We start from the raw sequence: 25,669 nt of genomic DNA, 5'->3' as shown, positions 1-25,669 counted from the left end.
GCCCCGAATACCTGGGTTTTTTGCGGGCTTTGCTGACTTGCTGACTTGCTGACTTGCTGGCTTGGGGGCTTTGCTGACTTGCTGGCTTGGGGGCTTGCTGGCTTGGGGGCTTGCTGGCTTGGGGGCTTGCGGGCCCTACTTGCCTTGCGGCCTTCTATGGTCGGTGGTCACCCGACGTCGAGGCGGAGAAGGTCCTCCTCCGTCTCGCGGCGGACGATCACCCGGGCCTCTCCATCTTCGACGGCGACGACCGGCGGGCGCAGCGCGTGGTTGTAATTGCTGGCCATCGAACGGCAGTACGCACCCGTGGCCGGTACGGCGATCAGGTCACCCGGTGCCAGGTCGGCGGGCAGGAACGCGTCCTTGACCACGATGTCGCCGCTCTCGCAGTGCTTGCCGACGACGCGGGCGAGCATGGGCTCGGCATCGCTCGTCCGGGACACAAGGGCGACGCTGTACTCGGCGTCGTAGAGCGCGGTCCGGATGTTGTCGGACATGCCGCCGTCGACGGAGACGTACGTCCGCAGGCCGTCCAGCGGCTTGATGGTGCCGACCTCGTAGAGGGTGAAGGCGGTCGGGCCGACGATGGCGCGGCCGGGTTCTACGGAGATACGGGGCGTGCGCAGCTTGGCGCTCTCGCACTCGCGCGTGACGATCTCGGTGAGCGCCTTCGCGATCTCGTGCGGCTCACGCGGGTCGTCGTCGCTGGTGTACGCGATACCGAGCCCGCCGCCGAGGTCGATCTCGGGCAGTTCGACGCCGTGCTCGTCGCGGACTTCCCTGAGCAGCCCGACGACGCGGTGGGCGGCGACCTCGAAGCCGGAGGTGTCGAAGATCTGCGACCCGATGTGGGAGTGGATGCCGATGAGCTCGATCCCGTCGAGCTTGAGGGCCCGCCGTACGGCCTCGGCGGCCTGCCCGCCGGCGAGCGGGATGCCGAACTTCTGGTCCTCGTGCGCGGTGGCGATGAACTCGTGCGTGTGCGCCTCGACGCCGACGGTGACGCGGATCTGCACGCGCTGCCGCTTGCCGAGGGACTGGGCGATGTGCGCGACGCGCACGATCTCCTGGAAGGAGTCGAGGACGATACGACCGACACCGGCCTCGATGGCCCGGTGGATCTCTTCCTCGGACTTGTTGTTGCCGTGGAAGGCGATGCGATCGGCGGGCATGCCGGCGGAGAGGGCGGTGGCGAGTTCGCCGCCGGAGCAGACGTCGAGGTTGAGCCCTTCGTCGTGCAGCCAGCGGACGATCGCACGGGAGAGGAAGGCCTTGCCGGCGTAGAAGACGTCGGCGTCCGGCCCGAACGCGGTACGCCAGGCGCGCGCTCGGGCGCGGAAGTCGGCCTCGTCGAGGAAGTAGGCGGGGGTGCCGAACTCCTCGGCCAGCGTCTTGACGTCGATCCCGCCGACGCGGACGACTCCGTCGGCCGCGCGCGTGACCGTCTGGGACCACACCTTCGGGTCGAGCGTGTTCAGGTCGGCGGGCGGGGCGGCGTAGTGGCCCTCGGGGAGGACATCGGCGTGACGGGGACCGGCGGGGTGTGCGGATCGGCTCATGACGGGTGGGCTCTTTCTGACTCTGCGGGGGCTGGGGGCCGGAGGGTGGGAGCCGGTGGAGTGGGCTGGGGGCCGGCGGGCTTGGGCTCGTCTGGCTCGTGAGTTCGTGCGGCTCGTATGGCTCGTCTGGCTCGTATGGCTCGTATGGCTGGCTCGTCTGGCTCGTCTGGCTTGCTCAGAGGTATTCGGGTGCGTCGATGCCGAGCAGGGACAGGCCGCCGGCCAGCACCGTCCCGGCGGCTTCGGCGAGCGCCAGCCGGGCGCGGTGGGCGGCCGAGGGTTTCTCGTCGCCGCGCGGCAGCACCGTGTGCTGGAAGGCGAGCAGGGCGTCGGCGATGGCGACCAGCTGCCGGGCGAGACGGTCGGGGGCGTGGTGGGCTGCGGCCCGGGCGAGGGTGTGGGGGTATTCGGTGAGGGCGGTGAGGAGAGGGGTGGTGGCGTCGGGGGCGTCCAGGGCGCCGGGGTCGCCGGTGAAGCCGAGGGCGGCGGCGTTGCGGGTGAGTGCGCGGGCTCGGGCGTGGGCGTAACGGACCCGGAAGAGGGGGTTGCTCGCGCGCTGCACCAGGAGCTCGGCGGTGATACAGGGCCGGTCGTGGGCGGCGGGATGCAGCAGGGCCCAGCGGAGGGCGTCGGGGCCGAGGGGCGTGGGGTCCTCGGCGGCAGGGACGGGCCGGAGGTAGATGGGCTGGTCGGAGGCGTCGGGTTCGCCGGGTTCACCGGGTTCACCGGGTTCACCGGGTTCACCGGGTTCACCAAGCTTGCCAGGTCCCTCGGCCGCTTCGAACCGCCGGGGCCTTACGTGGCCGACCTCGACCCGGCCGCCCTGGCTGGCGACGATCCGTACGAGCGCGTCGGCAACGACTTCAGCGCGGATGTCGTACGGGATGCGGAGCCGGACGACCTGCCCGGCGAGGGTGTCGCTGTGGCCGTAGGGGGTGTGGGAGCAGGGCTGATCTGGGAGCGAGCCCAGGGCGGGATCCTGAGTCCCCTGGGCTCCTTGGGCTCCTTGGGCTCCTTGGATCCGGCGTACCAGGGTGGTGACGGCGGCCCGGTCGAGGTGGATGTTGAGGAACCCGGGCCCCGTGATCTCGACGGCGGCGACGCCCTCGGTCCGGCTGAGGTGGGGCCGCAGGATCTCGGCGACCTGCCGGGGCGGCCGCCCCGCGGGCCGGGCCAGTTGCAGCGCGATGTTCGTCGCGTAGTCCCCACTGCCACCGGGCCCCGGCGGAGTGACCACGGCCCGTGCGGGCACCACCACGCTCAGCTCCCCCTGGTCCACAGCACAACGCACCGCGCGCAGCACGGTGCGGGAGAGCTCGACGGGAGTCACGGGACAAGCGTATGGGAGGAAGGGGGTGGGTATGCGAGCCGGTTTACCTCGGGGTCCGGGATGTGGACGGGGGCGGGGCGATTGCGGGGGCCGGGGGTGAAGGCCGGGGAGCGCGGTCGGGGGGTCGTCGGCGGCGAGGGGCTCATCGACGCCGTGGCCGAACCCACTTCCGGGGCTCTGCTTCCCGGGTTCAGCTGCCCCGGTTCAGCTTCCGGTGCGCCCGGCACGCTCGGCGTGCTCGACTCCGCTGCCGGTCCCACCCGCCGGGGTACCGGCACCGATGCCGAACTGCGACGAACCGGCATCAGCGTCCCCACGCTCCGCCAACTGCCGTACGAGGGCAACGAGTTCGGAGGGCTCGAAGGGCTTGGCAAGAAAGGCGTCTACGCCGACGTCGAGCCCGGCCTCGACTTCGTACTGCGTACAGGCACTGATGATGGCGAGCGGCAATCGACGCGTCCTGGGATCACCGCGCAGCCTGGCGGCGGTACGGAGCCCGTCGAGCCGGGGCATCACCACATCAAGAGTGATCACGTCGGGCCGAACCTGATCGACGACGTCCAGACACTCGGCACCATCAGCCGCGGTCACCACCTCGAAGCCCTCCAGCTCGAGGTTGACCCTGATCAGCTGCCGGATGACCTTGTTGTCGTCCACAACAAGCACCCGACCGGACGCGCCTGGCACAACTCGAGAGTAGGTCCGCACCCACCGCCGCGTCCGGGTTTTCCCCACTTCCGCCCCCTGCGGGCGACCTCCCCCAGCTCAGCCCACCCCCGCCCCCCTAAAACCCGTTCATGACCTCCCCCACAGAGCTGGTAGGGTTCTACCCGTCGCCGCCAAACAAGGCGCCCGACACGCCCCCGTAGCTCAGGGGATAGAGCAACGGCCTCCGGAGCCGTGTGCGCAGGTTCGAATCCTGCCGGGGGCACCTTGTATGAGGTGCCCAAAGACCCCGTCACCAGCGGAAACGCTGAGGCCGGGGTCTTCTTGTTTGTGCAGCCGTATGCCGCTCGGAGCGGGCGCATGTCGGGGTCTGTGGACGAGGCGTGGACGGGATCTTGGAGCATCGCCGCAGGTGAGCGTGGCGCCTCGCCTTCGAGGGACGATTCGCCGGGCTTCTGGTCCTGGTCTACGCCCAACCCTCATCACGGTCTCCCGACTGCCGGTCAGCGGCGGTGATCATCGAGGGTTCGCAGACATCGCGGACGCTGGGCGACACTCCCCTGCTGTTGCCTGATCCATCGGACAAGCTCGCCCGACGGCTCCTCGCCCGGGGACGAGGGCGCGTCTCAATCGGCGCTTCTTCCGACTCGCCTTGGCTCCTTCCCGGCGCCTTCGCGGGCCACCACCTCAACAACGAACACCTGGGCACCCAGCTCAAGCGCCTGGGAATCAGCCCCGAGACCGCCACCACTTGTACCCAGTCCGGCGGCCACTGGAGCCGCTATGCGGCGGAACTCAAGCTTCGCTTCCACAACCGACGCGGCGTCTGGAAGGGCACTGAACGCGGAGCGGCCCTGCACCCAGTAGGGGGTGCAGGGCCGCCGTGATCACAGTGAGTTGCTGCTAGATGATGTGCACTTTCTCGATCGTGCCGTCCTTGCTGCGAAGCAGCAGTTCCTTGTCGTCACCTTGGTGGGTGAGGACAAAATCGTAAATCTGGACAGCCCGGTTGATGATGTCCGTCTTGGACATCCCCGTGACGCTCATGATGTGCATGAGCGCACGCAGGGTCTGAACGATCAAGGTCACCGTGAACCGCTCGTTCTCGACCAGACGCTCGGTGCTGGCTACAGAGTCTCGCGGCACGAAAGCCCCTTTCCTTGCTGGCGATTGCTCCCAAACCCTTCACTCGGCCGAGCTTCGATCCTGGTCAGAGCACGAAGTTCAGCCGAGGGAAGGCACGCCCATCATTCCACGCCTGCGCCCTAAAAGACACCAGAACTGTCACTACCCCTCACCTCAGATGTGAAGCATCCGCGACTAGGCGCTACAGTGTGTTCCCAGCACAGGGCGCACCGTGACCAATGGGGCGTCAAAACGCCTGTTCAGGACGGAAGTTACCCACCCCGAACACCCTCTGACAGGCATGGCGGCCGCAGGCTGCTGAAGCGCACCGGAACGAGAGGATCAGGTACGGGTGGACCACACCTCAGACACTCAGCCGTGGTCTTCGGAAGGGTTCCCGCGCGAGGCACCCACGCACGCCGCGTTCGTCCTCCTCGACGCGTATCCCGAGATCGTGGACGAGCCGACACCCAAGTCCCAAGTGATCATCCGGCTGGAGCTCGACACCGACCCAAATCCCTTCTCGGTGCCGCCCCCGCCTGAAGAGTGATTGCGAACACAGCACTCGCGAGAGAGAACATGCCGACCTGGTTCTGGTTCCTGGCTCTCGGCCTTCTGGTCCTGGCCTTCTTCATCTCGTTGTCGGCCAGCCTGATGGCCTTCATCACCACCCACATGGACACCACCAAGTCCATCCACGACGCCATCTCCACGGCTGGCAGCGCCATCATCAAGACGTTCACCTTGATGCTGGCCATCTTCGGCTTCATCTTGACGCTCATCGCGGCGGGGCACCTCTTCATCTTCGGAGACGCGGCCGCCACTCCGCAGCCAAACGGGTCCAGCACCCCGTCGGCAACCGCGAGCCCGTTCCCGAGCGCCTCCAGCACCCCACCGACGCCCGGGAAGTAAGCCGGTACAGGGCGAAGGAGGTCCTGTCGTGAGGCCAGCCTCAGGACGGAGGCTGGCCCCTAATTTCACAGGCCCCAAACGGGATGCTGAGTGTCTTACTCGTATTCGCGAAGGAGGTCCTCAATACGGCGGTTGGCAACGTCCTGCCGTCCGTCGAGGCACTTCGCGTAGCGGGTCAGCAGGACCTCCACGCTGTTGCCGGCGCGTTCGGCCACCTCGGTCGGGTCGACCCCCGCGTTCAGCCACGTCGACAGCGCCGAGTGGCGGAGGTCGTACGGCCGACTCGCGAGCGGCGACGACGCGACGGCCGGCGGAAGCGCGAGGAGCCTGGCTTCCTGCCAGACGCGGTAGTAGGTCGAGGACGGGACGACCGAGCCTTTCTCGCTGTAGAAGAGTCGGCCGTCGTCGGCGGTACCGAAGGTGGCCAAGTGTTCGCGGAGCACGGCGACGAGGTGAGGCGGGATCGGCACTCGCCTCACGTCCTCGGTCGGCCGGTTCTTCAGCCCTCGGTCGTCGTGGGTCTCCCCCGAGTCGGTCCACTGCTTGCCGACCGAGGGGCGGGTCCGGTGGAGGAGAGCCGAGCCCCAGCCCCGCTCGGGCAGGGTCAGGTCCGTCTCGACGAGGCCGACGGCTTCCGCCGGCCGAAGGCCACCGAAGTACATGGCGGCGAACAGACCCACGAGGCGACGGCCGCGGGCACGCCGGTATCCGCCCACATAGGAGACGGCCGCCAGGAGGTTGCGAGCCTGCTCCGGGTTGGCGACGGCGCGCGGGTCCACCTGATTGGACACCTTCGGTTTCTGCCAGCGGACAGCAGTGACGGGGTTCTCGCGCAGCTCCCCCAGGTCGACCGCATAGTTGGCGGCGTTGACCAGTGTCCGACGCTTACGCCGTACGGTTTCCGCCGCGGCTGCCGTGCCATCGAGCTTCAGCTTCAGCGAGTCGAGGACCGCGCGGGCCGTGACGGGCTCAGCAAGATCAGCGAGCGGTCGAGAAGCCTTGGACACCCAGTGGAGAACGTTCCGCGCGTCATCGGGGAGCTCCCGATCAGCAGGGCCCGGCAATACGAATGCCCAGTTCCGCAGTGCCCTGCGGAGCGCCTCGTCAGAGGGCCGGCCCGCACGCTCGTCGAGGAGTTCCATGGTCACGCTCGTCAGTGACTCGTTGATGCCATCGCGCGTGTTCGGAGCGGCGTGCGGCCACTTCATCGCCAGGTACCTGAGAGCGAAGTCGTACCAAGACACGGTGGCTTTCTGCTGCTCCATAGACGCCGGGAGCCCGGATTCCGTGTCGAACTCCTCGCCGTCCCGCATGGCCCGCATCAGCTTCGAGCGGTAGTGATCAGCAAGCGCCTTTGTCCGGAAGCTGTCGGAGAAGACGTTGCCCGCCACGGACCAGCGGACACCGTACGAGGGCGTCTTGGTGTCACGCTTCCGAACGCCCCAGACCTTCACGTCGAGAGACTTCACGCCGCCGCCTCCAACTGTCGCAGCCACGTCGTGAAATCACTCCGCCACACCCTCAGCTCACCGTTGGGGAGCTTGAAAGCAGCAGGTCCCAATCCCAGTTCGCGCCAACGATAGAACGTCCGACGGGACACGCCGCCAAGTTCGTCGAGGACCTGCGGGACAGTCATGAGTTCGTCGCGGCGGTGGTCCATGTCGGCTCTCCTTCCGTACCGGGAGCAGGTTCGAGGGATGCGGCAAGCCAGGTCTCGCCCGCGCTGAGGCCCGTACCGGCGAACACCCAGTGGGCAAGGACGAGCGTGGTTTCGCCGTCCTGGGGTGTAGGTGGGGCGGCTTGTGCGCGGCGCCATTCGGCGCGGGCGTCGCGGAGGGCGCCGAGGGTGGTGGAGTAGCGGCGGGACTTGGTGGAGAAGTGGCCGCGGAAGCCGAGCATGTGGGCCCATGCGCGTAGACGGAGGTCTGCCAGTTCGGGGCGTGCGCCGAGGATCCAGGCGGTGCGGATCATGCGGCGGGCGTGGTCGGTGATCCTGGCCCCGGCCAGCTCGGCGAGGAAGCGGATCGGCCGGTCAAGGGTGCCCGTCGCGGTCTCGGCGCCCTTGGTTGCGTACTTGGCGATGTACGCCGCTACGGCTCGCTCGGTCAGGTCCTGGCCGCCGTCGAAGTCGGCGGAGCGGATCGGACGGACGTCGAGCTGACGGCCGAAGGTGAAGGTGTGGGCCCGTCCGTCGACGGTCGGCCCGCCGACGCGAGCGGCGGTGGCAGCGGCGTGAATGGCGTCGCTCAGCAGCTCGGCTGTGGCCCAGGCCGGGGGCGAGGTGTCGCCGCCTTCGGGGCCGTCGAGGCGGATGACCGCGTGGAAGTGGACGGCGCCGCGCTTCTGGTACTCGGCGACCTTGGCGAAGGAGATGCGGGCGTGGTCGCGGAAGGCCCGTTGGGTGAGGCCGGCGCGCTTGGCGACCTCACGGCGGAGGTAGATGGAGAACCGGCGCCACAGGGCCCCGGCGTGTGCGTTCCAGAGCACGGCGGCTTCGTAGTCGTACATGTCCGGGTCGAGGGGTGTGCCGAGGGCCGGGTCTGTTTCGTCGTGCCGGGCCCCGCAGCGGCAGGGCCGTCCGCTGGAGGGGCGGTTGTGGACCGGGCCGAAGCTCGGCGCGGTGAAGGTGGCGAAGACGCGCGGGTGCGTGCCGACCTGTTCGGGGGTGCCCTTGCCGCCGCGGAGTCCGGCGGTGATCAGGTGGTAGGTGTCGCGGCGGTAGACCTCCGCGCAGGCCGCGCAGCGGGTGGCGCGGCGGTTGTTGCAGCGGACGAGGAGGTTTCCGGCGGGGAGGGTGGTCGAGTCGAGGTGGTGCAGGACGCGCCCGACCTCACCGGTCGTGGTGTCGACGGCGTACTCGGTGCGGTGGCCGTCGAGGCGTACGGGGTGGGTGCAGCCGCCCAGGCCGGAGAGTTGGCGGGCCAGCTCGGGCAGGGTGCCGAGTGAGGCGAGCATGGAGAGTTCCGCCAGCGGTGGCGGAGTCTGCCGGGTGATGATGGGTATTCCTTTCGGCTGTTTCGGCGGTTGGGAGGGACGGCCCCGGGGCGGCGAGATGCTTGGCGGCTTGTTGCCGCCCCGGCGGCCGGTCAGCGCTTGGGCGCGCTGTTGACGAGGGAGCGCAGGACGACGGCGGTGATGGCCACGGAGATGGCCGAGACGGCGACCGCCGCCAGGAGCGCAGTGAGGACGACGCCCACGACGACCACGGCGGCGACCGCTCCGACCCCGACGCCCACGAACGGGGCGATCGGGCGGCCGGCGGAGTGAGCCGGAACCGGGGTGTGGTTCTGCGGGATGTGCGTGGTGATGCTCGGGACGTGCGGAGTGTCGGGCAGCTTGGGACGGAACACGGCGGGTCTCCTTTGCGGTTGCTTGCGGTCGTTGGCTCAGTCGCGGGTGCCGTTGACGACGTCGACCCCGGAGCGGGTGCCGGACTCGATGGCCGGGGCGAGGACGGTGTGCGAGAGCCAGAAGCCGAACAGGGCGATCACGACGGCGACCCACAGGCGGATGCCGAGGAACTTGATCGCGGCCCAGGCGATGACGCCCAGGACGAAGACGAGTGGCAGCGAGACGGTCACGGGATCTCCTCGGGTGTCGTCTCGGATCAGCGGACGGCGCAGCGGTGGGTGCGAGCGGCCAGCTCGGCGGCGGCCCGGCTGTCGTAGTCGGTCGAGAAGCCGCAGCGCGGAGCCGTGCAGGCGGCGGTGTGCTTCTCTCTGCCCCGGCCGTCGTAGTAGGTGGCAACCTGGACGGGACCGATGCGGACGACGTTGCGGAAGCGGCGGTTGGTGGGCATCAGGGGCTCTCCTTCTGTTCGTTGCCGGTCTCGCCGGTGAAGTCGGTGACGTGGTCGGCGAGCCAGCGCAAGATCTCGTCGCCCTCGTAGCTGTCGGCGGCGAGGATCACCGGTTCGGCGATGAGCACGGCTTCGGTGAGGCGGTTCTGTCGGGTCAGCTCGGCGGCACGCTTGAGTGCGCGGAGCGTGGACGGTCGCAAGGCGGAAAGTCCTCCGAGGTCAGGTGAGTTGCGCGGCGATGGCTTCGGCCAACGGCATCGGGACGCCGAGCCGAGCGCGAAGGGTCGAGGTGTCGATGGGAGTGCCGGTCCGGGCGCGGTGCTCGTCGGCGACCTTGCGGGCGAGGGCGACGAGGGCAGGCGGTACGGCAGCGGACGGCACGGGTGCGGACGAGGGCTGAGCCGACCCGACTTCGACGGACGGAAGCTCGGCCACCGGCACGGGCGGTTCCACCTCTGTGGCTGGCGGTTGGGGCGTCGTGTCCGTGACGGTCGAGGGCGGTTCGGTGTCGGCCATGGCGCGGGGTGTCTTCGGCGCACCGTGGGCGAGGAGCGTGCCGCCGAGGAAGGCGACCGCGGGCCAGCCGGCGACGAGGATGCGCAGCCAGGCGGGAACGTCGTCCAGGTCGAGCAGTCCGGCGGTGGCGACGTTGGCGCCGAGAGAGGCCGCCAGCGCGACGAGGAACCAGCACCACCCGGCCGCTTTCGACTCCCCCGAGCGGAGTCGCCGCCAGGCAGCCACCATCAGCAGGTCGACGGAGACCGGGTAGGCCCACGCCTTCCAGCCGTCCTGTCCCGCCGCGGAGGCAAGGTCGTGCAGGTGGGCGAAGGACAGCGCGGCGGCGATGAGCGCCTGGACGAGTACGGCGTCCACACGGACGGGCAGGGCACGCACGGCGCGACTCCTTCCGGTTTCAGGCATGGGTGGGGTAGGGGCATGGCGCGGGACGGTCGCGCCGACCGTGGGAACGGGTGCGGCTACTCGGCGACGGGGCGAGGAGTGGCTACCGGCCCGGACGCCTCCACGGGCGCGGGCGGGACGTAGGGGCGGAAGGGCGCGAGCGCGGGCACGTCGGGTGCGAGGTAGGCCGTCTCGCGGCAGGTGGCCGCCGCTTCGGCGAGGGTCAGGTGAGGCGTGCGGATGCGGGACCAGCCGCCGGACGTGTCGCCGACGACGGCGAGGCCGGGCAGCTCGGGCGCGATGGCACAGGCCGCGTAGACCGCTTCGGGGGCGATGTCACCGAGCGCCATCTTGGCGGAGGCTTCATCGTTGACGCGGTGGCAGACACGGCCCGTCAGCTGCGCCCGGAACATGGTGGCGCCCTTGCCCAGCTCGGCGCCGAAGCGCTGCCCGCACACCTCCAGATAGATGCCGGCCGCGCGGCCGAGCTGGGCGAGCCGGATGAGCTGAGTGACCATCTCGTCCCGCCGTTCCTCCTCCTTCCTTGTGGCGACGAGAAAGAGTTCCGCCACCTCGTCGATGAACAGCACGATGGGCGCCGGGCGTTCGTCGTCCGGCAGGCCCCAGATGTCCGAGGTGATCAACTCATCCGGAGTACCGGGGGCGATACCCTGCCGGGCCTTGATCAGGTCGTAGCGCTCCTCCATTTCCTTCACCAGCACGGGCAGCAGCTCGGCCGCCTGTACCGGATCGGTGGCCAGGGCGGAGAGCCGGGCCGCGAACGGCGCCAGCTCCACACCGCGCTTGCAGTCGATCCCGACGAGGACGACCGGCTGGGCAGCCAGCCCGGTGAGCAGGTTCCGCAGGAACATGGACTTGCCCGACAGCGTGGCGCCGAGGACGAGTTCATGCGGAACGGCCCGGTAGTCCCGTACGAACGCCGTCGCATCCTCGCGCAGCGCCACCGGCACCCGAAGCGGCCCGGCGACGGTCCGACGAGGCATCCGCACGTTCCGCAGGACGTCGAAGCCGACGAGCCGCAGTTCCACGACTCCGGGCTTGACGTCCCGCACGTACACGGCGTGAACGCCCCAGGCGTGCCGCAGCCGTTCGGCCGAGGCCGCCACATCCGCAGGTTCCTGTCCCGGAGCGAGCCGCAGACGGAGCCGCAGACCGGTCGAGGTGGGCCGGATCATGCCCCGCCGAGGCGGTACGGGCCGGACCTCCCGCCGAGTGGTCGCCTTGACGGCCAGCGCCCGCAACCGGGACGGCGGGACCGTCAGGCCGCACGCGTCCATCGTTGAGGAGTACGAGGCCAGCAGCCGGGCCACCGAGACCGGCAGCCCGACCGTGGACCAGTGCGCCGCAGGGTGGGCGTGCCGGGCGTAGAGCGCACCGCCGCCTATCGCAGCGAGCGGCGCGCCCCACTCGGCCAGCGTCACCAGGTCGGTCACGGCGATCAGCCCGCCTGTGCCATCGGGAAGGCACCCGGAGCCACGGCGGTGGCCCGGTAGGCGATGCCGTGCCGCTGCTGGCCGTTGAACACGCTCTCCCACGGCCGGGCGACGAGCCCCGGCAGCGAGACAGGAGCGCCGACCGTCAGCCCGTCGGTCACCCCGCTCTCGGGGATGGTGACCTGGATCAGGGACGACTCGCCCTCGTCGATGAAGACGACGCCGACCGTCATCAGTGCCTCCCCGCTCACGGCGTCCTTGGCGATCTCACCGGTCTGCCGGTCGCGCACCTTCGGCGTCGGCGCTTCGGTGAGCAGGATCGTGGCGGTCGTGGCGTCAACGCGGATCACACGCACAGAAATTTCTCCTTCTGAGTCGATCAACTCGCCACCTGACAAGTTGACTTAGCAAGTTTGAAGCTAGAGACGACAGGTTGACTTGTCAAGTGGAGTTACTGGCGAACTCGTTTGAATGAGGCGTCAGTTCAAGCGATAGGTGTCTTCGAGTTCCTGACGATCGGCAGGGAGCAGCACGTCAGAGACTTGCAGCGCCTGCCCGGACGCATCGCACGCGATGACCAGGACGCTGAGCACGGGCACACCGTCCGGCAAGCCCAGAAGCTCGGCTTCACCACTGTCAGGCAGTCGAGCCGAGACCCGTTCCGTCACGTGGTCATAGCGGACCTTCTTCCGAGCCTCCACATGCTCGCGCACACTGCCCCTCAGGGCATCAGTGCTCGCCAACTCGGTCCCCTCGACCAGGCCGGCGGGGAAGTACGTCGAGACCAACTCGACCGCTTCACCATCCTCCTCCGCAAGGAAACGGCGCATGAGGACCTTGGCTCGCTTGGGGAGCCCGAGCGCGGAGGCGACCCGCGCGGGCACAGGAACTTCAGCGACCTCGACCAGGCGCCCCGAGGCCCGCGACTCATCGCGATTCAGGGCCACTCGCCCCCGCCGGTCCTGTTGCTCAACGACTTCAGGGCGGCCCCGGACGATCGTGCCGTACCCCTGCCGAGACTCCAGCCAGCCGTCCCGCTTGAGCAGTTCCAAGGCCCGCACGACGGTCGGGCGGGACATTCCGAAGGACTGCACGAGCTGGTTCTCGCTGGGCACCCGAGTGCCGGGCGGATAGGTGCCGTCCTCGATGCGGCGCTGAATCGTCTGCGCGAGGCGTACGTACTTCGGTGCCTCCACTTCATACGCCATGAACGCCGCCGTCTGTCGAGATTGGCCAAGTCAACTGGTCAACCAGACTAGCGACTACTGGGCCGTCAGAACAGAACGGGCCCGAAGACCTCATCGGGCGACCAGGCGTCGGCCATGGTGAACGAGACAACCGTCCCGCCGAAGCGGCTGGGACCGGAGTGCCACGAGTCGGCGATGGAGTCGACGAGGAGCAGCCCGCGCCCGTGGGCATCGCCGGCGTCCGGTTGCCGCAGGCGCACACTTGCCGGGAACCCCGGATTGTGCACCTCCACCCGAAGTGACGTCTCCACGCGGTACCACGCAACGCGCACCATCCAGGTCTCGTCAGCCCGCCCGTAGAGAATGGCGTTGGTCACCAGCTCCGAGATCATCAACACGCAGTCGTCGATCGAGCAGGCCGGGTTATACGGGGCGATGAACTTCCGGAACCAGCGCCGCGCCCGAGGCACGGACTCCGCGACGGGGTGCAGGGTCATGGCACCGAGTCGCGGCGAGTCCGCAGAGGGATAGCGGTCGATCGAGTAGGCCATCCGCACTCACTCCTTGCCGCTGCCGTCGCAGTCGAGGCAGCGTCGTTTCGACGTGGCACGGACGCGGTCATTGGCCGTCGAGAGCGCCAGAGCCGTACGGGAGCCGACGCGCTTCCAACCGCGCCCCCGACATCCCCGGCAAGTTGCACGCGCGCCCTGATCCGGCCGCTGACTCGTCACTCCGTGCCCCCTTCCGAATCCAAGTGGCCTTAGCCACTTCCTGGATAGTGGCATTAGCCACTGGGGCTGTGCAAGCGATTCGACACAACTGCCAGGCCATCAGGTGAGCGGGTAACCCTGCTCGAACGCCCAGCGATGCGGCGGGTACGTGGCTTCGGCGAACTCCAACGGCCGGTCCTGGAGGTCGAAGACGACGTGATGAACGATCAGGACGGCGGACCCGGATTGAAGTTGGAGATCCGCGGCCTCCTCCTCTGTCGCATCGCGAGCACACATGCGATCTTCGGCATAGCTGCCCTGACGGCCGGTCATGTTCTCGACGTACATGAGCGTTCCTTCCTGAATCCGCTCAGGTTCCAGGAGCTTCGGCGCACGCTGGCCGACGTCCGGAGCGAACCACGAAGTGGACAGCGTGATCGGCCCGTCCTGGTTGTTCGTCACCCGCCGCCGATGCACGGCCCGGCGGTCCTTGACCAGACCCAAAGCCTCAACGACGTGATCCGGGGCCTCCATCCAACCGGCCGAGGTGATCACCGCGTACTCACCGGGCGTGTAGATCTTCCCGGTCTGCCGAGCCCGCCCATACAACTCACGCGCCCGCCGGTTGACCTCCAGGCTCCGCACGTACGTGCCCGACCCCTGACGCTTCTCAACGAGCCCTTGATGACTCAGCGCCTCCAACGACCGCGCAGCCGTCGGACGGGACACCTTCCAGCTCGCAGCCAACTGCCTCTCCGAGGGAACCTCGTCCCCCGGCCGCAGGTCACCCCGAAGAATCTGATCACGGATGTAGTGCGCGATCTGGAGATACTTCGGCTGAGCCTCCTCGATCTGCGGCATGCCGCCTCCTCACCTTTCCCATAGCCAAGTGGCTATGGCCAGTAGCCACTATAGGATGTGTGGTCAACCCCCGACCCCGTAGGCTGAACCGCATGAAGCGGTTGATCGTCGCAGCAGGAGGAGGGGGCGACGCAGTCGCCGCCGCAATGCTTCACGCCGCTCTCTACGGCGACGAGGACCCGGCGGTGATCCTCACGTATGCGTGGGACCGCCTCTTGATCGACCCGGTACCGGGCCCCCGAGGACCGAACAACTTCACCGGTCTCCAGCACCTCACCCCAGCAGTCCGGGCAGTGCCGGCCGAAGCCCGCCCGATCGCTCCAGCTGGCTCCACCCTCCCCCGCCTCGCGGCAGAACTGCCGCACACCTTCGCCCTGATCGACCCACACCACGGAGTCGAGGGCGTCACCCGCCAACTCGAAGAGTTGGTACGCCACTTCTCACCGGAGTCGATCGACCTCCTGGACGTCGGCGGAGACATCCTCGCCCGAGGCCATGAGCCGACGCTCAAGAGCCCGCTCGCCGACGCCGTCACGCTCGCCGCGTGTTGCCAAGTGAACGCACCGATCCGCCTCCTCGTGGCAGGTGCCGGCCTGGACGGCGAACTTCCTCCTGATGACCTGCGCAGTGTGCTCGGCCCACTCGTCCACGCCTTCACCGCGAAGGATGTGAAGCCGATCAGCTCGGTCCTGGAGTGGCACCCCTCCGAGGCAACCGGGATGCTCGCAGCGACGGCCCGCGGCGTACGCGGCACGTGCGAGATGCGGGACGCCGGCCTTCCCATCCCCCTCACCGACGAAGGGCCGACCGTCCATGAGGTCGACCTGGACGAGGCGCTGAGCCGCAACGAATTGGCCCGCGCCATCACGACGACCGCCACCCTGGACGAGGTAGAGGCACACAGCCGCGAGGTCTGCGGGTACTCAGAGATCGACTACGAGCGCAACAAGGCCACGTGGCTCAAGGACCAGCCGCCAGTACAACTCGACCCCGAGGCTGTACTGACCCAACTCGATCAGTTCGAGGCCGAGGCCCGAAGCCGCGGAGTCACCCACACGACGTTCCGCCGCATCACCGAGGCACTGAACTTCAACGGCTCCCTACGCGAGGACCTGCGCCAACTGCTGATCAACAGCCGTCCGGAGCAGTACGACGCTCCCTTGTGGCGGATCACAGCCCCTGCTGAGTAACAACCTTCTTCACGGGTTCAAGGCTCGCTGCGCTCGCTCGCCCGGTGGCCGACGGCGCTGTCGATCACCGCCAACCCGACCGCCGCAGGCTCCGCTCAGACGCATCAACGGCCGCTCACGGCCCGCATGCCACCGCCACCACGATCCAGCCTCGGGAGGGGAAAGGGGCAACAGCCGTCGGACGTCAACGCCCCGCTTCCGGTGCCACCGAGCACCCCTTTCCACCCGGTTGCCTACACGAGTAGGTCGGATCAAAGAGGGCCGCGCCAAGCGCGGCGGCGCCGGCCGGTCGCCGCCGCGCCGCCTCCATGTCTCCGCCACCGGCGCACGTCGCCGCCCGCCCGTCGCCGCACGCAGCGGCCACATTCCAACACGGGCACGGGGACGAACAGTGATCCCCCCAACGGTGCAGGTAAAGACGCTTTGTGTCACCGAAAGAGGCCGGATCGTGGTGACGGTGGCATGCGGTCCAACGCTGCCGGATGCGCGGGCGTGCATACGGCCCGTTGATACCTCACCAGGCCACCGGCTGGCAGGCGCGGCCATGATTGGGGATAGAACCTCGTTGTGGCTGGGGCGGTCGGCTCCACGGCTTTAGGCAGCCACTTTGGGGCGAGCCTCTAAGATCATGGCCCCAACGTCGTGCTTTAACGGGCAGGTCAACAGACTGCCCGACACGCCGGAAGCTTACGGGGCCATGATCACTCGCCCCAAAGCAGCTCCAGCCCAAAGCCGCTCCGCCAACCGCGCTGTCCGGCGCACACCGCCAGCGGATCGGTCACGCCGATCCCAGACAGCACAGGTCAGAACCGCCCGTACCCCTGCCAGCATCTAGTTCCTACAGTCACAGCACGTCCACGGCAGAGCCACTGTCAGTGGTGGGCACTAGTCTTAGCTCTATCAAGTCCGCAGACCAGCGCAGCTGCCTGTACGAGCACAAGGCATCTGCCACACTAGGTAGTCGATGTGGGCGGCTGCGGCTGAAGGCACGGCGGAAGGGGTGATGATGGCAGCAAACAGCACGCGCGAAGAGCGTTTCAAGCACACCCTAAATACGCTAGTCAGGCGTGAAGGCGTAGCACCAGAAACCCTGCTTGACCTGCTGGGCTCCAAGGAAGCATACACAGCGTTGACGTCTGGGTCCCGCCTGCCCTCCGCATACGAAGCAACTTTGTTGAGCGCTTACTTCAGTGTGGCTCCCGGCATGCTACTCCTGGGCGACGAACCGTCAATGGGAGTAAGTCTACGGCTTGGGACCGTTGAGGGAATTCACGATGTCAGTGATGTTGTTTCCCACGCTACTAAATTGCTAGCCACAGATCGCCTGACGCGCGAGTGGGGTTGCACTCAGCCGATCATAGACGTGGCAAGCTTCGCTCCATCGAAAGTTTGGCATGACCGTAACGCCGGCGAGAGAACTGCCGCGCGCCTGCGTGCCTACCTAGACTTTAGCGAGACTGAACCAGTAGAGGACCTAACAGGTCTAGTTGAGAGCCTCGGTGTCCCTGTCGAGTACAGGAAACTACCGAGCCAGGTTCACGGGATCTCAATCCCTGAAAAATGGGGAGATCACGTTTCCTGGGTCGTAATAATTAACTCAAGTGACGTTTGGTCGAGACAGCGTTTCACTTTGGCCCACGAACTCTGTCACGTTTTGCAGAACGATCCCGGTCAAGTGATCGTCGACCGCGCAACAATGCAAGACTTGCGCCCCGAAAGGATCGCAAACTCCTTTGCGCGGCATTTTCTGCTGCCAGAAGAAGCGATTTTGGGCAAACTAGAGCAGTTCGGGCCAATTTCCACAAGGGCTCAAGCAGCTGCGCTAGTTGCGGACCTTGTTTTGACTTACGGGGTGAGTCGCGACGCCACGATGATCGCGCTTAGCGAAATCGCCGAAGACGACTTCGAATCATCGCTCATAGAGTTTTGCCAGGAAGTCCAAGTCGGCGAACTGATGCGAATCTCAGGAAATTCCACCGCGTGGGATGAATTGAATTCAACCCGAGGCCACAACTTCCCCTCGGAACGGCTATCGCAACAGGTCCTTGATGCTTACGCCGAGCAACTAGTAAGTCTGCAAGCTGTCGCAGACGTCATCGCTGATGGTTCTGTCCAGGACGCTCGCTTGCAGCTTAGCGAGGCCGGATGGGATATAAACCAGCCGGCGATCGGATAACGTGGTCAATCACAGAGTCGGCAAATATCGCCGTGCTTCAAGCAGCGGAAAGCGCTCGCGTCAGCCGGCTGACGATGCGCAGGGACAGTGGCGAAGGTCCGTGTCACCTCGTTGAAGCTGTTGAACAGCTCCGCAGCGTCCACCGGATCAGCTTCGCACCCGAGCTCGGCAAGGAGCTGTCCGAGGTCCTTACAGGGGACACCGTGACTCTCCGCGACTGTGATCGCGCCGCCGTCATTCGTAAGGAGCACGGTCTGACGTCCGAGATCTACAGTGCGCGCGGCACAGACAATGCTGTGCATCTCCCCGGCATGCTTGTGTGCAGATGTCACGGCATCCACGGTCCTGCCAGCACGTTCAGCTGCGGCAGCATCAATTCCTCTCAACTGCCTGCGCACCCGGTCGAGTTTGTCGAACGTGTCGAATGTGTCCGACCCAGCCGGAAGGGGGCATTCCACGATCTGCCCATCATCGAGGTACCGGACGACGGTATCGGCACCGCTGCATAGCAATCGCGTCTGGGGCGTACGTTGCGCTTCAGATATCCCCGAGAGCCGCCTGATCTCCGCCGCAACTCCCTCGGCTACCACGAGAGATGCCCCGTAGAGATCCAAGATCTTGTCGAGCAGGACCGGCCTGCGAGCGAGCGCGCAGAGCAGCCCCGTGTCTGCCCACGCCCGGTCCACATCCACGTGGCGCCGCGGCAGAGCAGGGGAAGTTGAGGTGCGGACACGCGCCTGTGTCCTCGGCTGGAGGCTTGGCCGCCGAAGGGCCATCCCCTTCGGAGAGGGGCGCTCCAGATCGTCCAACTCCCCCTCCGGCGACTTCCGATGTGCGCCGACGAGGCGTCAGAGCATCGTTCCTAGGGTAGCCGCCGCACCGAGTGGATGCACACGCCTCCGGCTTACCAGAAGCTCTGGGCGGCTGGAGGAGTCACGGGATGCGCAAGTGGTCATCATCAGCCTCGTCCGTGGTCGCGTCGGAACACCAACTACGGACGGGGCACCACCGGCAGTGCTCGCCGGGAGCGCTATTCCAGGTCGTATCCCGGTGCCACTTCTTGGCGCGCAGGCGCACTTCGGCCTTTGCCATGCGTAGTAGTCGAGTATCGCCAAGGTCCCAGGAGAACACACGACTGTCCTCTGAAGCCAGAACTTCCAGCTCAAGCCGCGCCTTGTCACTCTTGTAGGGACCCCGGTATCCACTACCGATCAGGTTAAGAAGCCAAGGCACCGCGAAGAACCGGTCGAATGCTTCCTGTTCATCCCCTGGAATGCTCAAGGTAGTCGTCTTTGTTTCTCTGATCACGAAGGTGTCATCAGAATCCACGTACAGCAAGTCGGGCTTGCTGACGACTACAACATCCGCTTGCGCGTCATATCCGTATACCGAGACTTCACTCCCGATTACTCGCACCCCTTCCCCAATAGGGCATATAGCCGCGTGCTGCGTAACATAGTCACGCGAGTCCAGGTAGTCACTTTCGTCCAGGCCTGGAGGGAAGTTGCCGTCAATGACGTCAAGATCACTTGGATCGCATTTGTGACTGCCCATATGGGCCCGAGCTAGCCACTCATGAATAACCCTGCCTCGCTCAGAAGAAGGGAGATCGCTCGATTCTGAGGGCAAGTTATTCGAACTTAGGTACCATTGGGCGGGGCATTTTTCGTAGACCTCTAGGTCACGCGCGCTGACTGACCGGGTAGCCGGTCCCTTATGGGGCTGCCCGAGAAATCCGTCAACCTTCTCCAAAGAGGAGCAGCACCCTGCAATTTTACATCGCCCGCAGCCATTTCCCGGTGTCGGCTTATTTGACGTGACGATCTTGCTTACTATCGGAAACACGTTGGCTTCATATAGTGACTCCGCCCTTGAAGGGCTTTCGTCAAACAGGATCTCCATGGATCCGTCACCAAGACCGACTTCTATAACTCGAATCCGCTCCAGATTCCCTCGTGGCCGGAACAGTCCCGCGACGTGAGCTGCCGTGATAGCCCAGTTCTCAACATCTTTTGCTACTCGGCGAGCCTGGCCAAAACGGAGCTTTCGAACTTCTCGGACACCAGATTCACTGTCGTACACGGGCGCCCAGACCCATAGCTGATTTGACGGGACACTAGGGTCTGGGACAACCGTTGGGTCACACACTCGGAGCCTGAGAGGACCGAGTTCAGACTCTGATATCTGGTGACAGTTGAGGTAATTCTCAATAGCTCGGGCTATATAATTTCTGTCTCCTGCATGCAGCTGATACTGAGCTAGCTCGATCTGCACTAGCCTATGTAGCGCTTCCCAGTCAGGGGATCGCAGGGCATCGTGCAGCCTCAGGCTCACGTCGCGGACAATGCCGAGAACGAATGTCTGCGAGTCGTCCCGTCGGCGAACCCAGTCTGTTGGCTTGAGCTTGGGACGCACCTTCAGCGCCCCATGCAAGCCACATCCCTGAGGCAGCCCTTGCACATCTGACGCGCTTACGCGAAGTAGGTCCGGCTGCCCGCTGAACCTCGGCCCCCCACCAGGCGCTGCCATCCCGCCCCCTAGCTGCGCAACGTAACGGTGAATATCACAGAGTAAGCAAAGTACCTCATATCACGTAGCGCGCCACACCATCCAAGGGAACCCGACAGCTCAGTCCCAGGGGAGACGGTGAGGTGAAGCATCTCTCCGACCGGGACTGGCTGCTCATGCTTGTCTCAGTCCAGCTGACCAGCCCAGAAGCCCTCAAACGACCGGCACGCGCACCGTTCGCATCGAGAGGCCACGAAGCTAGATCGCCTGGGATCTGTCACTGCCGCACCGTAGCCTTCAGTCATGCAACGAGGGGTGATCTCACGGGAGTCGGTACTCAAGGCCGTCGCGGAGCATGATGAGTTGGGGCGCGAAGCCTTCCTATCCCGCTACGGGTTCGGCAAGGCGGTGTCCTACGTGCTCGTACACGAGGGCCGGGAGTACGACTCCAAGGCAATCGCCGGCGTAGCTCACAAGTGGGACCAGGGGGCGGTGCTTGCTGCGGACAAGTTCAGTGGGGGCAAGGATCACGCCGCTGCGTGGTTGAAGCGGCTGGGATTCGACGTCAAGTCAATCAAGAACCCCGACTGGGCCCGCGACGAGGTGATCCTGGCCTGCGACCTCGTGATGGCCAACGGCTGGCGCGGGCTGGACGTTAGCGACCGGCGGGTCGTGGAACTGTCTGGCTTGCTTCAGTTGCTTCCCCTGCACGCCGAGGCAGACCGCAACGAGAAGTTCCGCAACCCCAACGGGGTGGCACGCAAGACCTTCGACATCGCTACCCGGCACCCTGACTACCAGGGGAAGGCAACGAACGGCGGCGCGACGGACGTTCAGGTCCTGCACGAGTTCCTTGCTCGTCCGGAGGAGATGACCGAGACCGCACGGCTGATCCGGCTCGGCATCGCTTCAGGAGAACTGCAAGCGCTGCCGCCCGCAGGTGACGAGGAGGCAGACGACGAGTACGAAGCTCCCGAAGGCCGACTGCTCATGCGGCGCCACAGGGCGAGAGAACGCAACAAGGGCCTTCGCAAGAAGAAGATCGAGTCCGTGTTGCGGCGAGGCGGCAGCCTAGCCTGCGAGGCTTGTGGTTTTGACTTCGAGGCGGTGTACGGGGAGCGCGGGGCCGGATACATCGAGTGCCACCACGTTGTGCCTCTGCATGAAGCAGGAGAGGGAACGACCAAGCTCACTGACCTTGCCCTCATCTGCGCGAACTGCCACCGCATGATCCACCGTCATGCGCCGTGGCCCACACCTGCCCAACTTCGAGCAGCCGTTGAGCAGCGGCGCATGCAGGCTCGCGGAGACCGGGGGTGGTCATGCAGCAACGTGCTGAGGAGCAGCACTCATTGAATCGTGAGAACCGCGGAGCTACTCGATAATGGATGACGGATTTCTCTTCTCTCTGGAATCAACCAATCAGCGACAGGCGTGTGCGCGTAAGATAGCGTCCGAAACCACAATCGGGCGGTCTATTCTATGCGCACATGAAGACGACCCAGAACTCGCTGTCGTTTTCGGGTTCTTCGTGTCAAACGTGTGCCCCCGAATGGGCGCCATCATCCGGAAGGCCACGGACGAGATCATCGCTACTTCTCGGACCCGCCGCTGGACGCTGGACCAATGCAATGATCAGGAGAAGAGTTATCTCGGGGTAAACATCGAGAACATCGTGCGCGAAGAGTACCAGCTGAATGAAGGTTCCGCTGGCATGGACTTCGATGTCCGCGGTGTCGATGTCGATTGCAAGTGGTCCCGCAATTTCGGAGGTTGGCAGATACCCCCAGAGGCTGTGGGCCACATTTGCCTTCTAGTGCACGGTGACGACGTCACCGGTGAGATGGCAGTCGGTCTACTCCGGGTGAGGGAAGAGATCCTTGTAGGCGGTAATCGCGATCTAAAGCGCACCATTCAGAGTCCCGGTGGAATGAGTGAGGTCGCCTGGCTGGTAAGGCGTGGTGATGCGTCCCTTCCTGAGAACTTTCTCATGAGTCTCCGCAAGCAGGACCGGGACGCCATTCTCGCACCACGAAGTGGTGACGCGCGAGCCTTGGAACTCTTCAAGCGCTGCGAAGGTATGATCATCCACCGGCACACCATCGAGTCCATCGGGCAACAGGTAGACGACGCACGCCGGTTCCGTGGAGAGACTCGAAGAAGATTGCGAGCAGAAGGCTTCGAGGTCCTCAATGGCCACTGGATATCCAACCGAGAACGCGCGTGGGAACTGGGGGAAATAGAGCTCACCGATAAAAGCCAGTGGGTCTGCCTTCGGACCGATGGTTCCTCTCCAGCGCGGCGGGCGGCTCTGGAGCCGGCCAGAAGAGCGGAATCGCTCGCCTACCGGAAGGTATTCAGCGAACAGATCGCCGCTGAGCGCAGGGCAAAGAAGCGGGCGCGGAAGGCTGCCAAAGCCGCCGCTTCGCAGGAGCCTACCGGCCTGGTTGCCCCTGACAATGATGCCGAGTACGCCAAGAGGGCCGTGGCACAGGCCGAGAGCGCGGCTGTCGATCGCGGGCAACAGCTGTTCAACTAGCCATGGACCAGCCGGGCAGTGGTAGTCCTGGATGTTGGAGCCCAGGTTCCGGACTATTCGTGGACTGAAGCGCGGATACCTGACTCTGTGGAGTTCCTGGCCAGCGCGTTGCCCGTGAGGCGAAGGGGCTGCCAAGGATCCGCCGCAGGTCGACAGCCGCAAGAGCCTCTCACCGTCGTTCAAGGGAGGCCCGCATGGCATCCATGAGCGCGTACCGTGCCTCCCGGTAAGCCCGCCTTGCCGAGGTGCATTGAGGTGTATCGCGGGTGGCCCCGAGCCAGCTTGTGCGCGGCCGCAAGCGCGAGCTGTGTTACGGCGAGGGGAGCCATGAGTTCAAGTTGGTGCTGCTTCGCGTAGACGCCGTGTTGGCCTATGACCATGCGCATCACTTCCGCGCGTTCGTCGATGGGGCGGTCCACTTCCGTGCTGACATGTGTGATGGCGTCGTATGCCTCCTTCAGTGCCTCAACGTAGGGCGAGAACGATGTCCGGAGGGCTTCGCGGTCCCGCTCGGAGGTATCTCGCCGCCACCTGGCGCGGTCTGCGATGGAGGTACTGACGATTCCGATGGCCGCGCCAAGAGCGGTTGCCAGGAGCGCTGTCCACTGCATGGACAGCAGACTAGAAGTGGCGGTCAAGGGGACAGCCCGCCCGACGTTCGGGTGTGCAGTACAGCACGGAAGTACCGCAACCAACGCGACTGATGGCATCCGTCATCGACTTGAGGCAGCCGCCTGACCAGCCCAGCAGACCTCAGCGACCGTACCGCCCGTAGTTCGCATCGAGGGGCAGCTTGACGCAAGGCCCGCCAGGGGGCGCCGTCTTAGCTCACAGACGGCGCCCCGCCGGCTTGACTTGGTCATTGAGACTCCGCCAACCTCATGCCCACCTCCGCCCACCAATAACTCGGCCCATTGTGTTAGCCGCTGTCAATGTTGGGCGTCGGAGGGCGGCGACCTAACCGTGCAGTTGTTTGAGCCGCTCATGGAGCAGCGGATAGTCAGACACAGGACGGACAGGCGCAGGGTCGGGATCGTCCAGGTCGACGGGGGCAGGCTTCACGGCGGCCAGAACGTCCGCTACAAGCCTTTTCAGATCCTCATCATCGAGGGCAATGACATAACCACGCCCATCCCTCGCAGTGTCGCGGCAGCGGCGGAGAAAAAGTTCCTTGTCTTTGAATGCACGGCAAGCTAGGATTCCGAACTCGCCGCGAAGCGTCGAAAATCGAGAGGAGAGTTGATCAAGTTCTGGATTAGTGACGTCTTTGCCGTAGTTTTTACACTCGACAAACACATAGCGGCTTTGAATTCTGTGTCGAATGAGGTACTTGAAGAAGCCGTCTCTCGCGGTATTCGTATATGAGATGTCGATCCGCTTGCGCCCATCATGGATCTCAGTCTCCTTATCCGACATGGAGAGCGAGGGATAGAAGATGGCAGTTAGAAGGGACTCGACGGCGTCATGATAGCGCGTCGCATCCGGCTTGCCGGGCGGAACATCTAGAACCGCTTGCAGCAGTTGCTCGTAATCAGGCATCGGTGAGTCTGCCGTGTCAGACAGTTCTCTGTGAGAAAGTGGCTGAGGAGGAATCTCCCTCTTGATGGCCCGGTAGTGCTCGTACACGGATGGCCGTTTAAGTGATTCGCGTGTGACGTCAGGCTTTGTGCTGCCGTATTTCTCCTTGATCTGCTTTTTGGTGACCGCGACTTTCCCGCGTGAGCGAACGGTATCCGTAAGCCCCCTAAGAGCAATCTTGGCTTCCTCCTCCTGGAGTACTGGCACCAGGTGGTGACGGTAGTACTCACTGCGATTCATGTGCATGGAGCGGCGCACGATCATCTTGGGAACCAGAAGCAGCTTGTTTCCATCGGGAGTCGGCAGTTCCGTAAAACCGTTCTCCCACTCCAAGGTGTTGGGGTTCCAAACTGGTCCGCTCACGACATCCTGCTCCAAGGGGATGCCGAAAAGTTCTGCCATCTGCTGGGTGTAGATAATGAGAGGTCCGCGGATAATATTAGTCGTGATATCGGAGACGATGTCCATGTCGACACCATCAATGAAAAACGCGGTATCTTCAAGATCTTGAATCAGCCCTGTTCTTGCAGCTTCGCTTTCCGCGAGCTTCTCCGCGAATGCAGCTCCCATTTTAGTTCCGAAACCCCTGCCTGCACTTGCCCCACGCGAGATCCCCAGGTGTGTCTCATTAGGTTCGCGAAGTTGACTGAGGAGGGAAACCGTTCGCCGCTTATCGTTCGAGCGAACGGAATCAAGGACGCTATCAAAGAAGGTTTCGAGCATTTTAAGGCATTGCTTGCCCCAGTCGTCCTCAAGATACCGAATCAACCCGGGGTCCACGTACACCCGAATATCATTTACGGTGTCCACGTCTACAAAATCAAGCGTTCCTTGGGTTCGTCCGAGATTGTAATATTCGGAGACGCGTGCCATAACTTCCCCCTGATTTTTTGGACTGCCCACCGCTGCACATTTTCTCTTGGTCGACCCCGGCTGTAAAGCATGCGTCTGCTGTGTGCATGTGCGGCAGGAGCGTCATCAACTGATGCTACGGCCCGCCACTGACAACGGCCTGAGATGGCTCCCCAAATAGATCATCTGTTTGATTTAGCGTGAGTGCTACCTCGGCGTGCAGCACGTCTCGATACGGATGAACGGTGCAGACCGGAGCACAGGGGCATGGCAGCCCGGGTTCCCCTGTGGTTATTGACCCTGGCTGGTATCGCTCCAGAGTG

27 protein-coding genes and 1 tRNA gene are annotated in these 25,669 nt (G+C 65.2%); 8 read left to right on the top strand and 20 right to left on the bottom strand.

From position 1 onward, the window contains the following. Positions 1 to 167: 167 nt before the first annotated feature. From lysA to CES90_RS38295, 3 genes are all read right to left on the bottom strand, one after another. On the bottom strand, positions 168 to 1,559 hold the full coding sequence (lysA, locus tag CES90_RS38305; protein ID WP_189787748.1) for a diaminopimelate decarboxylase: 1,392 nt from the start codon (positions 1,557 to 1,559) through the stop codon (positions 168 to 170). Between the two features lie 175 nt (positions 1,560 to 1,734). Continuing rightward, a complete protein-coding gene (gene nrtL / locus CES90_RS38300; protein ID WP_189787747.1) occupies positions 1,735 to 2,889 on the bottom strand; it encodes an ArgS-related anticodon-binding protein NrtL in 1,155 nt (384 codons plus the stop codon). 204 nt (positions 2,890 to 3,093) lie between these two features. Next, positions 3,094 to 3,597, bottom strand: coding sequence for a response regulator (locus CES90_RS38295; protein WP_229914400.1), 504 nt, complete (start codon positions 3,595 to 3,597; stop codon positions 3,094 to 3,096). Positions 3,598 to 3,748: 151 nt separating this feature from the next. Between CES90_RS38295 and CES90_RS38290 the strand changes: the two genes are divergently transcribed. Then, a tRNA-Arg gene (locus CES90_RS38290) sits at positions 3,749 to 3,820 on the top strand. 638 nt (positions 3,821 to 4,458) lie between these two features. On the opposite strand, the gene CES90_RS38285 is transcribed toward CES90_RS38290, so the two are convergent. After that, on the bottom strand, positions 4,459 to 4,701 hold the full coding sequence (locus CES90_RS38285; protein ID WP_189787745.1) for a hypothetical protein: 243 nt from the start codon (positions 4,699 to 4,701) through the stop codon (positions 4,459 to 4,461). Positions 4,702 to 5,032: 331 nt separating this feature from the next. Between CES90_RS38285 and CES90_RS38280 the strand changes: the two genes are divergently transcribed. Both CES90_RS38280 and CES90_RS38275 read left to right on the top strand, forming a co-directional pair. Continuing rightward, on the top strand, positions 5,033 to 5,230 hold the full coding sequence (locus CES90_RS38280; RefSeq protein WP_189787744.1) for a hypothetical protein: 198 nt from the start codon (positions 5,033 to 5,035) through the stop codon (positions 5,228 to 5,230). 29 nt (positions 5,231 to 5,259) lie between these two features. Next, positions 5,260 to 5,592 (top strand): hypothetical protein, encoded by a 333-nt coding sequence (locus tag CES90_RS38275; RefSeq protein ID WP_189787743.1) that lies wholly within the window; start codon positions 5,260 to 5,262, stop codon positions 5,590 to 5,592. A 95-nt stretch (positions 5,593 to 5,687) separates the two neighbouring features. Here CES90_RS38275 and CES90_RS38270 read toward each other — a convergent pair whose 3' ends face one another. The 13 genes from CES90_RS38270 to CES90_RS38210 form a co-directional block, all read right to left on the bottom strand. Then, positions 5,688 to 7,061, bottom strand: a complete 1,374-nt coding sequence (locus CES90_RS38270) for a tyrosine-type recombinase/integrase (protein WP_189787742.1) — start codon at positions 7,059 to 7,061, stop codon at positions 5,688 to 5,690. After that, on the bottom strand, positions 7,058 to 7,252 hold the full coding sequence (locus CES90_RS38265) for a helix-turn-helix transcriptional regulator (protein WP_046913264.1): 195 nt from the start codon (positions 7,250 to 7,252) through the stop codon (positions 7,058 to 7,060). Before CES90_RS38265 ends, CES90_RS38270 begins: the two co-directional genes overlap by 4 nt. Beyond that, entirely contained in the window at positions 7,225 to 8,547 is a 1,323-nt protein-coding gene (locus CES90_RS38260) for a replication initiator (protein WP_189787741.1), read from the bottom strand. The genes CES90_RS38265 and CES90_RS38260 overlap by 28 nt, the downstream gene beginning before the upstream one ends. Before the next feature lie 131 nt (positions 8,548 to 8,678). Beyond that, positions 8,679 to 8,942 carry a SpdD protein gene (locus tag CES90_RS38255; protein WP_189787740.1) on the bottom strand — a complete coding sequence of 88 codons (264 nt, stop codon included), beginning with the start codon at positions 8,940 to 8,942 and terminating at the stop codon, positions 8,679 to 8,681. A 36-nt stretch (positions 8,943 to 8,978) separates the two neighbouring features. Further along, positions 8,979 to 9,173: a hypothetical protein gene (locus CES90_RS38250; protein WP_189787739.1), complete on the bottom strand. Its 195-nt coding sequence runs from the start codon at positions 9,171 to 9,173 to the stop codon at positions 8,979 to 8,981. A gap of 26 nt (positions 9,174 to 9,199) precedes the next feature. Further along, a complete protein-coding gene (locus CES90_RS38245) occupies positions 9,200 to 9,391 on the bottom strand; it encodes a mobile element transfer protein (protein WP_189787738.1) in 192 nt (63 codons plus the stop codon). Beyond that, a complete protein-coding gene (locus CES90_RS38240; protein ID WP_189787737.1) occupies positions 9,391 to 9,591 on the bottom strand; it encodes an RING finger protein in 201 nt (66 codons plus the stop codon). Before CES90_RS38240 ends, CES90_RS38245 begins: the two co-directional genes overlap by 1 nt. A 19-nt stretch (positions 9,592 to 9,610) precedes the next feature. Then, positions 9,611 to 10,285: a DUF2637 domain-containing protein gene (locus CES90_RS38235; protein ID WP_189787736.1), complete on the bottom strand. Its 675-nt coding sequence runs from the start codon at positions 10,283 to 10,285 to the stop codon at positions 9,611 to 9,613. A gap of 83 nt (positions 10,286 to 10,368) precedes the next feature. Then, on the bottom strand, positions 10,369 to 11,745 hold the full coding sequence (locus CES90_RS38230; RefSeq protein ID WP_189787735.1) for an FtsK/SpoIIIE domain-containing protein: 1,377 nt from the start codon (positions 11,743 to 11,745) through the stop codon (positions 10,369 to 10,371). 5 nt (positions 11,746 to 11,750) lie between these two features. Further along, positions 11,751 to 12,101 (bottom strand): SCO3933 family regulatory protein, encoded by a 351-nt coding sequence (locus CES90_RS38225; protein ID WP_189787734.1) that lies wholly within the window; start codon positions 12,099 to 12,101, stop codon positions 11,751 to 11,753. A 123-nt stretch (positions 12,102 to 12,224) separates the two neighbouring features. Beyond that, entirely contained in the window at positions 12,225 to 12,953 is a 729-nt protein-coding gene (locus CES90_RS38220) for a GntR family transcriptional regulator (protein WP_189787733.1), read from the bottom strand. A gap of 65 nt (positions 12,954 to 13,018) precedes the next feature. Beyond that, on the bottom strand, positions 13,019 to 13,483 hold the full coding sequence (locus CES90_RS38215) for an ATP-binding protein (protein ID WP_189787732.1): 465 nt from the start codon (positions 13,481 to 13,483) through the stop codon (positions 13,019 to 13,021). Positions 13,484 to 13,762: 279 nt separating this feature from the next. After that, positions 13,763 to 14,503, bottom strand: a complete 741-nt coding sequence (locus CES90_RS38210; RefSeq protein ID WP_141568146.1) for a GntR family transcriptional regulator — start codon at positions 14,501 to 14,503, stop codon at positions 13,763 to 13,765. Positions 14,504 to 14,595: 92 nt separating this feature from the next. Here CES90_RS38210 and CES90_RS38205 point away from each other — a divergent pair, with 92 nt between their 5' ends. The 3 genes from CES90_RS38205 to CES90_RS50455 all read left to right on the top strand — a co-directional run bounded on the left by CES90_RS38205 (position 14,596) and on the right by CES90_RS50455 (position 18,378). Continuing rightward, positions 14,596 to 15,693 (top strand): DUF1152 domain-containing protein, encoded by a 1,098-nt coding sequence (locus tag CES90_RS38205; protein WP_189787731.1) that lies wholly within the window; start codon positions 14,596 to 14,598, stop codon positions 15,691 to 15,693. Between the two features lie 964 nt (positions 15,694 to 16,657). Beyond that, positions 16,658 to 17,869 (top strand): ImmA/IrrE family metallo-endopeptidase, encoded by a 1,212-nt coding sequence (locus CES90_RS38200; RefSeq protein WP_189787730.1) that lies wholly within the window; start codon positions 16,658 to 16,660, stop codon positions 17,867 to 17,869. A 32-nt stretch (positions 17,870 to 17,901) separates the two neighbouring features. Then, positions 17,902 to 18,378, top strand: coding sequence for a hypothetical protein (locus CES90_RS50455; protein WP_232791357.1), 477 nt, complete (start codon positions 17,902 to 17,904; stop codon positions 18,376 to 18,378). A gap of 424 nt (positions 18,379 to 18,802) precedes the next feature. Here the strand turns inward: CES90_RS50455 and CES90_RS38195 are convergent, their stop codons facing one another. Next, on the bottom strand, positions 18,803 to 19,771 hold the full coding sequence (locus tag CES90_RS38195; protein WP_189787728.1) for a PD-(D/E)XK nuclease family protein: 969 nt from the start codon (positions 19,769 to 19,771) through the stop codon (positions 18,803 to 18,805). Positions 19,772 to 20,680: 909 nt separating this feature from the next. Here CES90_RS38195 and CES90_RS38190 point away from each other — a divergent pair. Both CES90_RS38190 and CES90_RS38185 read left to right on the top strand, forming a co-directional pair. After that, complete coding sequence (locus CES90_RS38190) at positions 20,681 to 21,733, top strand: HNH endonuclease (protein ID WP_189787727.1); 1,053 nt, start codon at positions 20,681 to 20,683, stop codon at positions 21,731 to 21,733. Between the two features lie 196 nt (positions 21,734 to 21,929). After that, positions 21,930 to 22,916 (top strand): NaeI family type II restriction endonuclease, encoded by a 987-nt coding sequence (locus tag CES90_RS38185; RefSeq protein WP_189787726.1) that lies wholly within the window; start codon positions 21,930 to 21,932, stop codon positions 22,914 to 22,916. Positions 22,917 to 23,095: 179 nt separating this feature from the next. Here the strand turns inward: CES90_RS38185 and CES90_RS38180 are convergent, their stop codons facing one another. Beyond that, positions 23,096 to 23,527 (bottom strand): hypothetical protein, encoded by a 432-nt coding sequence (locus CES90_RS38180; protein ID WP_229914399.1) that lies wholly within the window; start codon positions 23,525 to 23,527, stop codon positions 23,096 to 23,098. Positions 23,528 to 23,873: 346 nt separating this feature from the next. Then, entirely contained in the window at positions 23,874 to 25,367 is a 1,494-nt protein-coding gene (locus CES90_RS38175) for a hypothetical protein (protein ID WP_229914398.1), read from the bottom strand. Positions 25,368 to 25,669 lie beyond the last annotated feature (302 nt).

The sequence above is a fragment of the Streptomyces capitiformicae genome, from assembly GCF_002214185.1.
In the GTDB taxonomy this organism is placed as follows: Bacteria; Actinomycetota; Actinomycetes; order Streptomycetales; family Streptomycetaceae; genus Streptomyces; species Streptomyces capitiformicae.
Note: the sequence above shows the minus strand (reverse complement) of the source record. Positions and strands in the feature narration are given on the sequence as shown.

Coding starts and splice junctions, on each gene's coding strand:
- lysA (WP_189787748.1), bottom strand. CDS start 1,559: ATGAGCCGATCCGCACACCCCGCCGGTCCCCGTCACGCCGATGTCCTC.
- CES90_RS38275 (WP_189787743.1), top strand. CDS start 5,260: ATGCCGACCTGGTTCTGGTTCCTGGCTCTCGGCCTTCTGGTCCTGGCC.
- CES90_RS38265 (WP_046913264.1), bottom strand. CDS start 7,252: ATGGACCACCGCCGCGACGAACTCATGACTGTCCCGCAGGTCCTCGAC.
- CES90_RS38260 (WP_189787741.1), bottom strand. CDS start 8,547: ATGCTCGCCTCACTCGGCACCCTGCCCGAGCTGGCCCGCCAACTCTCC.
- CES90_RS38245 (WP_189787738.1), bottom strand. CDS start 9,391: ATGCCCACCAACCGCCGCTTCCGCAACGTCGTCCGCATCGGTCCCGTC.
- CES90_RS38220 (WP_189787733.1), bottom strand. CDS start 12,953: ATGGCGTATGAAGTGGAGGCACCGAAGTACGTACGCCTCGCGCAGACG.
- CES90_RS38215 (WP_189787732.1), bottom strand. CDS start 13,483: ATGGCCTACTCGATCGACCGCTATCCCTCTGCGGACTCGCCGCGACTC.
- CES90_RS38210 (WP_141568146.1), bottom strand. CDS start 14,503: ATGCCGCAGATCGAGGAGGCTCAGCCGAAGTATCTCCAGATCGCGCAC.
- CES90_RS38205 (WP_189787731.1), top strand. CDS start 14,596: ATGAAGCGGTTGATCGTCGCAGCAGGAGGAGGGGGCGACGCAGTCGCC.
- CES90_RS38200 (WP_189787730.1), top strand. CDS start 16,658: ATGTGGGCGGCTGCGGCTGAAGGCACGGCGGAAGGGGTGATGATGGCA.
- CES90_RS38195 (WP_189787728.1), bottom strand. CDS start 19,771: ATGGAGATCCTGTTTGACGAAAGCCCTTCAAGGGCGGAGTCACTATAT.
- CES90_RS38190 (WP_189787727.1), top strand. CDS start 20,681: ATGCAACGAGGGGTGATCTCACGGGAGTCGGTACTCAAGGCCGTCGCG.
- CES90_RS38185 (WP_189787726.1), top strand. CDS start 21,930: ATGGGCGCCATCATCCGGAAGGCCACGGACGAGATCATCGCTACTTCT.
- CES90_RS38180 (WP_229914399.1), bottom strand. CDS start 23,527: ATGCAGTGGACAGCGCTCCTGGCAACCGCTCTTGGCGCGGCCATCGGA.
- CES90_RS38175 (WP_229914398.1), bottom strand. CDS start 25,367: ATGGCACGCGTCTCCGAATATTACAATCTCGGACGAACCCAAGGAACG.